This window comes from Natronorubrum sediminis, assembly GCF_900108095.1.
Classification (GTDB): Archaea; Halobacteriota; Halobacteria; order Halobacteriales; family Natrialbaceae; genus Natronorubrum; species Natronorubrum sediminis.
The window spans coordinates 1,292,695-1,300,740 of record NZ_FNWL01000002.1; the positions used below are offsets into that span (position 1 = coordinate 1,292,695).

Sequence of the window (8,046 nt, forward strand, 5' to 3'; positions counted from 1 at the left end):
GAGTTACTTTACCGACCGAGTGCGAGTTAATCCGTATCAATGAGCGACCAACAACCGGTTATCGTGCAGGCATGCAGAACGCCACAGGGCAAACACGGCGGCGTCTTCGCCGACACCGGCAGCGAGGAACTCTCCGTTCCGCTCGTAAATACGATGCTCGAGCGAAGCGGGCTCACGGGAGACGACGTCGACGACGTCCGCTGGGGCTGTGCGAAGCAAGTCGACGAGCAGAGTAACAACATCGCCCGCGTTATCGCTCTCCTCTCGGAACTCGGCGAGGACGTCCCGGGGACCAGTATCGATCGACTCTGTGCCTCCTCCGCGGAAGCCATCATGAGCGCGAGCGACGCCATTCGCGCGGGCCAGCGCGAGGTGATCGTCGCCGGCGGCGTCGAGAACATGTCACGGACTGAGCGCAGAAAGGGAATCGACGCCTACGGCGGTATCGCAGAACAGTACGACGCCGCCGGCCTCACAATGGGCCAGACCGCAGAGAAGGTCGCCCAAGAGTACGATATCTCTCGAGAGCGCCAGGACGCCTACGGCGCGCGCAGTCAACAGCGTGCAGTCGAAGCCACCGAGGCGGGCAAGTTCGACGACGAAATCGTCCCCATCGACACGGGCGAACAGGTCGTCGAGGAAGACGAAGGGCTGCGTCCGGGCACCACGAAAGAGAAGATCAGCGGCCTCCCACCGGCCTTCGAGGAAGACGGCACCGTCACCGCAGCCAACGCCTCGCAGGTCTCCGACGGCGCAGCGGCCGTCCTCGTCACGAGTCGCGAGTTCGCCAAGGAACGCGGCCTCGAGATCCGCGCCGAAATCGAGGATCACAGCGTCGCCGGCGTCGATCCGACGGTGATGGGAATCGGCCCCGTCCCCGCCGTCCGCGGCCTCTGGGAGCGAAACGGCCGCTCGGCCGAGGCGTACGATATCGTCGAACTCAACGAGGCCTTCGCCAGCCAGACGCTGTACTGTCAGGACGAACTCGGCTTCGACGACGACGTCTTCAACGTCAACGGCGGCGCAATCGCTATCGGACACCCACTCGGTGCCTCCGGCGCTCGCCTCCCCGTTTCGCTCATCCACGAACTCGAGCGCCAGGGCGGCGGGCTCGGCCTCGCGACGATGTGCGTCGGGTACGGACAAGGAGCGGCTGTGGAGTTCCGCGTTCCCGAGCAGTAATCGACGTACTCCACGTTTTTCGAGGCGCGTTGTGCGAGGCTTCCGACACGAAACCGAAACCGAAAACGACAGCGACAGAAGCCGAAAACGACAGCAGAAAGCGAGAGTCGAGGTCCGCGTTAGAGGATCTGGTCGGCGATGATGTTCTTCTGGATTTCGCTCGTTCCCTCGTAGATCTTCGTGATGCGGGCGTCGCGGTAGTAGCGCTCGGCGGGGTAGTCCGTGACGTATCCCGAGCCACCGTGGACCTGGATGCCCTCGTCGGCGACTTCGACGGAGATTTCGGAGGCGAAGAGCTTCGCCATACTCGAGTACTGCGCGGCGACGTCCTGGTTGTTCTTCTCGACCTGGCTGGCGGCGCGGTAGGTCAGCGAGCGAGCGGCTTCGACCTTGGTCGCCATCTCTGCGAGTTTGTGCTCGATTGCCTGGAACTCCTTGATCTTCTGGTCGAACTGCTCGCGCTCGTTCGCGTACTCGATGGCGGCGTCGAGGGCACCCTGTGCGGCGCCGACGGCCTGTGAGGCGACGCTCGTGCGACCGGCGGCGAAGAACTCCATGAGTTGGTAGAAGCCCTTGTCGACTTCGCCGATGACGTTCTCTTCGGAGACGCGCACGTCGTCGATGACGACCTCGGCGAGGTCGGAGGCGCGGATGCCGAGTTTGTTGTCGATCTTGTCGGTCGAAACGCCGTCTTGGTCCATTTCGACGAGGAAGGCGGTGATGCCGCGGTGACCCTCGTCGGGGCTGGTTTTGGCCATCAAGACGCCGACGTCTGCGACGGTGCCGTTCGTGATCCACATCTTGTTGCCGTTCAAGACGTACTCGTCGCCGTCCTTCTCGGCGACCGTCTCGATGCCGGCGACGTTCGAGCCGTGCGCTGGCTCGGAGATCATCGAACAGGAGGCCGTTTCGCCGTTGGCGATTTTGGGAAGCCACTCCTCTTTCATCCACTCGTCGCCGAACTCGATGATCATGTTCGTCCCGAAGCCGGCCGAACCGACAGCCGAGCCGATTCCGGGGTCGGCACGCCAGAGCTCTTCGGTGACGATGGTACTCGAGATCTTGTCCATGCCAGCGCCGCCGTAGTCGATCGGAATGCCGGGGGCGACGAAGTCGTACTCCGCGGCCGTTTTGCGGATCTCTTCTGGATACTTGTGCTCGCGGTCGTGTTCCTCGGCGACCGGTTTCATCTCGTTTTCGCCGAAGTCACGGACGGCGTCGCGAATCGCTTCGTGTTCGGCCGACAGCGTGAATGCCATACGTGACGATTGTGGTCAGGTACCAAAATAGCTTCGATCCATTCAACAGTTGCAACCGATCTCGTAACAATACCGAACGTTGTAAAGATATGCGACACGAACGATGCGTATTAATTCTGAGTGCTTTTCGACGGGTTTCGTCGCAGTTACCCCTATTTCGACCCTTCAACCGACTAGTGGGGTGCTCTGGGTTCCACATCGAACGGTCGACTGACGAGCACGTCCTGCCCGATGCTTTACAACGGTAATTGCCACATACGCTATACTCGAGTGTAGCGCCGGTGGCGCAAATCGTTTCGAACGGGAGATCTCACTCCTGATCTCGGATCTTGAACTTCTGGACCTTCCCCGTCGTCGTTCGCGGGAGTTCCTCGACGAACTCGACCTCGCGAGGGTGTTTGTACGCAGCCATGTGCTCGAGACAGTAGTCTTTGATGTCTTCGGGCGTGGCATCCGCGTCCGGAGTCGGGACGACGAGCGCCTGGACGGTCTCGCCGCGCCGGTCGTCCGGAACGCCGACGACGGCCGCGTCCGCGATATCTTCGTGTTCGAAGAGAAGTTCTTCGACTTCCCGCGGGTAGACGTTGTAGCCGCCGGTGACGATCATGTGCTTCTCGCGGTCGACGACGAAGAAGAAGTCGTCCTCGTCCCAGTAGCCGATGTCGCCGGTGTGGAACCAGGTCGTTCCGTCTTCTTCGGTGAACGCCTCGTCGTTCGCCTCGGGCAGTTCGTAGTAGCCCTGCATGACGTTCGGACCCGAGATGACGAGTTCGCCCGTGATCTCGTGGAGGTCGGCTTCTTCTTCGTCGATCGGCCCCTCCTCGACGCGCGGAACCGTCTCGAAGTCTTCGTCGACGATCTTCGCGTCGACGCTCGTCTCGCCGGGGCCGTCGAGGGGCGTTCCGATGCTGCCCTTTCGGCGCGCCCCTTTTCGGTTCGCGTGCGTGACCGGACTGGTTTCCGTCAGGCCGTAGCCCTCGTAGAGTTCGACGCCGTAGAGATCCTCGAAGCGTTCGAGAACCTCGAGGGGCAGACTGGAGCCGCCGGAGTTGACGAACCGGAGCGCCTCGAGTTCGTACTCCGCGGCGTCGGGCTGGTTGATCATATCGTTGAACATCGCCGGCACGCCGAACATGATGGAGAGGTCTTCTTCCTCGATCAGGTCCATCACGGTCGGTGCGTCCCACTCGGGGATCGGATAGTAGGCACCGCCGCTGTACATCGCGCCGTTCATCACGACGGACATGCCGTAGATGTGAAAGAGCGGCAGAGTACCGACGAGGCGGTCCGAAGACTGGAAGCCGCCGTGTGGCACGTCGGCGTTGGCTTCGGTCGTCCAGCGGATGTTGTCGTGAGTGAGGAGGACGCCCTTCGGGGTCCCAGTCGTCCCCGACGTGTAGGGCTGGACTGCCACGTCGTCGTCCGCGCGGTCGACGACGTCCGTAGTATCGTCCGCGAGGAACTCGTCGAAAGCGGTTGCACCCTCGACAGCGTCACCAACGCTGATGACCTGCTCGACGTCTGTGTCCTCGAGTACCTCGACGACGTTCGGGACGTTATCAGCCAGGGAAACGACCGCCTTCGCCCCGCTGTCGTCTAGCAGGTGGCCGATCTCGCGGGCCTTGTACTGGGGGTTCATCGGGACGACGATGGCGCCGGCGCGCAGCGTACCGTAGAACGCGGTCACGAACTGCGGGAGATTCGGGAGGTAGATGCCGACGCGGTCGTTCTCGCCGATGCCACGAGAGTGGAGCGCCTGCGCGAACTGGCCGGCACGAGTCCAGAACTGCTCGTAGGTGAGTTCCGTCCCCTCGTAGACGATTGCGGGAGAATCGGGGTTCGATTCGACGGTCTCGGCGACAGTCGTAACGAGATTGGTCATTCGCTTGTTCGTGGATTGGCTGAGCACTACTAAAGGATTCCTGTCCGGGTCGGTCCCCCAGCGTTGATAACGAAAACGGTGGACTCGAGACGTTAGTCCGACGTCGGGCTCGCCTTGGTGTGGGACTCGTCGTAGCCGATGACGGTCTTAGCGTAGCCGAGCGCAGCCACGATTGCCGCCGCCGCGACGACCTGAAGGACGACGCTGACGAGCGAGCCGAACATCGCGGCGAACGCTGCGACGACGTAGAAGCCACGAACCGGGTACGAGAGATTTCGTGCGCCGTCGAAGCCGATGGTCGCCACGATGAGGGCGACCGTTCCGGCGAGGACGACGGGGAACGCGAGCAGCGTCTCCTGGGACCAGTAGATGAGGCTGTCGTTGGCGACGAACGCGAACGGGATGACGAAGCCGGGTGCACCGATCCGGAGCGCCTGAAGGCAGGCTTTGACGAAGCTCGTCCCGGCGATTCGGGCACCGATAGCGACCGAAATTGCAACCGGGGGCGTGATCGCAGAGAGCATCGCGAAGTAGAAGACGAACATGTGCGAGGCGATCTCGGGGACGCCCATCTCGGTGACACCGGGAACGACGAGCACGACGACGAGCACGTACGCCGCCGGCGTCGGCATTCCGAGACCGAACAGGATGCTCGCGATCATCGCGAGGATTAGGACGACGAAGAGCATGCCGCCGCCGATCCCGAGGATGGACGTACTGACTCGCGGCGCGAGCCCCGTGAACGTCAGCATCTCGATGATAACGCCCATCGCGGCCAGCACGCCCACGAGCGGCGCCATCTCGAGGCCACCGCGACGAAGGGCGAGTGCGATCTGCTCGAAAACGAGATAACACTCTTTGAATGCCCACGCGACACCGGATTTCACCGAGGTCGGACCGGAGTCGGCACGTGAGGCCTCGAGTGCGTCGACGACGACGAATTTCAGACTGCCGACGACGAAGATCGTGATGATCGTGTACAGTCCGGCGGTGAGCGGCGTGTACCGAAGCCAGATGAGCGTGACGAGGAGCACACCGAGTGGCACGGCGAAGTGGATGCCGTTCAACAGGAGCCGCCAGTCGAACGAACCGACGTTCGGCGAGGTCCAGCCGAACTTCAAGACGGCGAAGTGAATACCGATACCGACGCTCAGGTAGAACAGCGCGGCCGGGATGATACCCGCCTGTACGATCTCGAGGTAGCTGACGCCGATGAAGTCAGCCATGAGGAACGCGGCGACGCCCATCACCGGCGGGAGCATCTGGCCGCCGGCGGAGGCGACCGACTCAATCGCGGCGGAGAAGTCGTCGCGGATGCCCTGATCTTGCATCATCGGGATCGTGAAGCTACCAGTCGTGGCGGTGTTCGCCGCGGCGCTGCCGGTAATCGATCCCATTACCATACTGGCGATGACGGCGATCTGCACGACGCCCGTCTTGAGCGTCTTCCCCAGTTCCCGACCGACCTTGAGGACGAAGTCCATCAGACCGTAGGCTTTGGCGATGCCGGCGAACATGATGAAGATCGCGACCCACGTCGAGCCGATCCCCATCAGCGTGTCGTGGTAGACGCCCGTGAGTTCGATGGCACCCTCCCTGGTGATCCGCGTCCAGTCGTAGCCGATGTGCTGGAGCACGCCGGGCAGGTGCATCGCGAATGCCGTGTGCGCGTAGGCGATCGAAGCCACCGTCACGGCGGCGATGATGTTCCCAAACGCGCGGCGAGTCGCGTCGATTGCCAGCGCGATCAACACGACGCCGACGACGAGGTCCGCTTGCGTGTGACCCGCAAGGTGGACGTCCTGATGCAGCCGCTGGAAGTTGAATTCGACGTAGGCCGTCGCGGCGAGGGCCAACACCGCCGAGGCGAGTGCGATGTACGGGTCAATACGGTCGTATCCCTCCCGAATCCGGGCGAATAGACCGCGATTCGACACGCTGGTAGACCCAGAGGCGTTCATCGCCCCCGGATCGGGAGTCGCTTGTTCGGCCGATTCCGCCTCCTCGTAGCGCGTTCGGACCACGTCGAGGTAGTACAACGCGAGACCTAATCCGAGGAAGACGTTCGAGAACCGCAGACGCATCCACATCAGCGAGTACGCGTAGTAGATCGTCCAGACGGTGAACGTGATCGCGAGCAGCGTGACCAATGCGTTGAGGACGACTAGCGGCGTGAGTCGTCTCGGAACCCGCTCGGCGACGAACGGGGGCATTCGGGCAGCGAATCGATCGGCGTAAGGTATTGTTCGTTCCATTAGTGCTCAACTCGGTTACGGCTCCTCGGCGCGCTCGAGGTCGTCCGACCAGACACCCAGTTCCTCGAAGAAGTCGGCAGCCGCCGCGTGAAACGGCATGTCGTCGTAAGCGTTTTCGACCCAAAATTCCTCGTCCTCGAGTGGCCCGAGGACGCCGTGGTACTCGTCGAGTGACTCGCGGTGTTCGTGGAGTTCCTCCAGAAAGTCGTAGACCAGATCGTACTCCAGATCCGCTCGCGAGACGAAGTTGTGAGCGAACGTTTGAGACTGGATTTCGTCGGGGACCGATTCGGGCGTGGACTCGCCCTCCTCGAGTTCGCTGCCATCGAAGGATTCGATGAAGAGCCGTTCGTCGTTCTCCCACTCCTCGACGGTCTCGTCGGCAACGTCGAGGATACGAAGATCGACCGTGCTCATCATCTCCTGGAGCCACCCGGGTTCGGTGTCGAAGTTCATGTACGTCCCGACGCCGATGTCGAGACGGCCTTCCTCCATGGCGTTGGCCTGCTCGTCGTACGTGAGGCTTACGCGGTTGTAGTCGCCGATCGCGTTCTCGAGCATGTACTCGAGTGCCGGAGCTGTTCCCGACCCTTCCGGTGTCGGTGAGATCGTCGTATCACTCGTCGCGTCCTCGATCGTCTCGATGTCCTCGTCCGCTGTACAGAAGAACCATGGCAGGTCGTAGAAGTGAAACACTTGCGCCATCTGGAACTCGAGGTCGCCGTACTCGTCGATTCCCTCGGTGACCTCGTAGGCAGCCCAGTCCTGGAGGTACGCCATCTCGGCTTCCTCTCGCATGAGCGCGCCGACGTTAGCCTCCGTCCCGGGACTCGTCTGTGCCTCAGGGAAGAGTTCGTCGCTGTGTTCGTTGATGACCGCCGCGATACCCTGATTTGCGGCGTAGGCAGTCGTCCCTTCGGTCGACGTCCGCATGCGTATTGGTTCCCCCTGATTGCCACCGAGACAACCTGCGAGTACTGCTGACGTCCCGACGCCGGCAGTGTACAGAAACGACCGCCGGGTCGATACGGTAGACTGGCCACTCGGTTGGTGTGCCATACCATGGTCGTCTGTGAGCAACGCCTATAGAAGTACCGAAACGCGAAACGGAGCGCGGAGCGTGTTTCTCTCTTCCTAAGATCAGTGGTACCAAGTCACATTCGGGAGCAATTTAGTCCCAGTCGACGCCGTTCTCGTGAGACGGCGTGCAACTGTGAACCACAATACCTTTGCACCTCATCGCCGATGTGCTATCCATGTTGGATTTCCTCACCCTCGAGGAGGACCTCGACCAGGAAGAACGAATGATTCGGGACACGGCCCGGGATTTCGTCGATGAAAAGGTTCGCCCTGACATCGGCGAACACTTCGAAAACGGCACGTTCCCCACCGACCTCATCACTGAGATGGGCGATCTGGGCTTTTACGCCCCGAATCTCGAGGGGTATGGCTCGCCGAACGTCTCCGA

General features: G+C 61.9%; 6 protein-coding genes. 2 read left to right on the plus strand and 4 right to left on the minus strand.

Annotation, left to right across the window (positions count from 1 at the left end; genetic code table 11):
* Window positions 1–39: 39 nt before the first annotated feature.
* Window positions 40–1,182, plus strand: coding sequence for a thiolase family protein (locus BLW62_RS13565; RefSeq protein ID WP_090507527.1), 1,143 nt, complete (start codon window positions 40–42; stop codon window positions 1,180–1,182).
* Window positions 1,183–1,301: 119 nt separating this feature from the next.
* On the opposite strand, the gene BLW62_RS13570 is transcribed toward BLW62_RS13565, so the two are convergent.
* From BLW62_RS13570 to BLW62_RS13585, 4 genes are all read right to left on the minus strand, one after another.
* Window positions 1,302–2,441, minus strand: coding sequence for an acyl-CoA dehydrogenase family protein (locus BLW62_RS13570; RefSeq protein ID WP_090507528.1), 1,140 nt, complete (start codon window positions 2,439–2,441; stop codon window positions 1,302–1,304).
* Between the two features lie 310 nt (window positions 2,442–2,751).
* Window positions 2,752–4,323, minus strand: a complete 1,572-nt coding sequence (locus tag BLW62_RS13575) for a class I adenylate-forming enzyme family protein (protein WP_090507529.1) — start codon at window positions 4,321–4,323, stop codon at window positions 2,752–2,754.
* A 92-nt stretch (window positions 4,324–4,415) separates the two neighbouring features.
* Window positions 4,416–6,578, minus strand: coding sequence for a TRAP transporter permease (locus BLW62_RS13580; RefSeq protein WP_090507530.1), 2,163 nt, complete (start codon window positions 6,576–6,578; stop codon window positions 4,416–4,418).
* A 15-nt stretch (window positions 6,579–6,593) separates the two neighbouring features.
* Complete coding sequence (locus BLW62_RS13585) at window positions 6,594–7,637, minus strand: TAXI family TRAP transporter solute-binding subunit (protein ID WP_090507531.1); 1,044 nt, start codon at window positions 7,635–7,637, stop codon at window positions 6,594–6,596.
* Window positions 7,638–7,834: 197 nt separating this feature from the next.
* On the opposite strand from BLW62_RS13585, the gene BLW62_RS13590 reads away from it, so the two are divergent.
* On the plus strand, window positions 7,835–8,046 hold a 212-nt coding region (locus tag BLW62_RS13590; RefSeq protein ID WP_175459749.1), incomplete at its 3' end, for an acyl-CoA dehydrogenase family protein.

What these genes read in the sequence shown, in the direction of transcription:
- BLW62_RS13565 (WP_090507527.1), top strand. Translation starts at nt 40, where the DNA reads ATGAGCGACCAACAACCGGTTATCGTGCAGGCATGCAGAACGCCACAG.
- BLW62_RS13570 (WP_090507528.1), bottom strand. Translation starts at nt 2,441, where the DNA reads ATGGCATTCACGCTGTCGGCCGAACACGAAGCGATTCGCGACGCCGTC.
- BLW62_RS13575 (WP_090507529.1), bottom strand. Translation starts at nt 4,323, where the DNA reads ATGACCAATCTCGTTACGACTGTCGCCGAGACCGTCGAATCGAACCCC.
- BLW62_RS13580 (WP_090507530.1), bottom strand. Translation starts at nt 6,578, where the DNA reads ATGGAACGAACAATACCTTACGCCGATCGATTCGCTGCCCGAATGCCC.
- BLW62_RS13585 (WP_090507531.1), bottom strand. Translation starts at nt 7,637, where the DNA reads ATGGCACACCAACCGAGTGGCCAGTCTACCGTATCGACCCGGCGGTCG.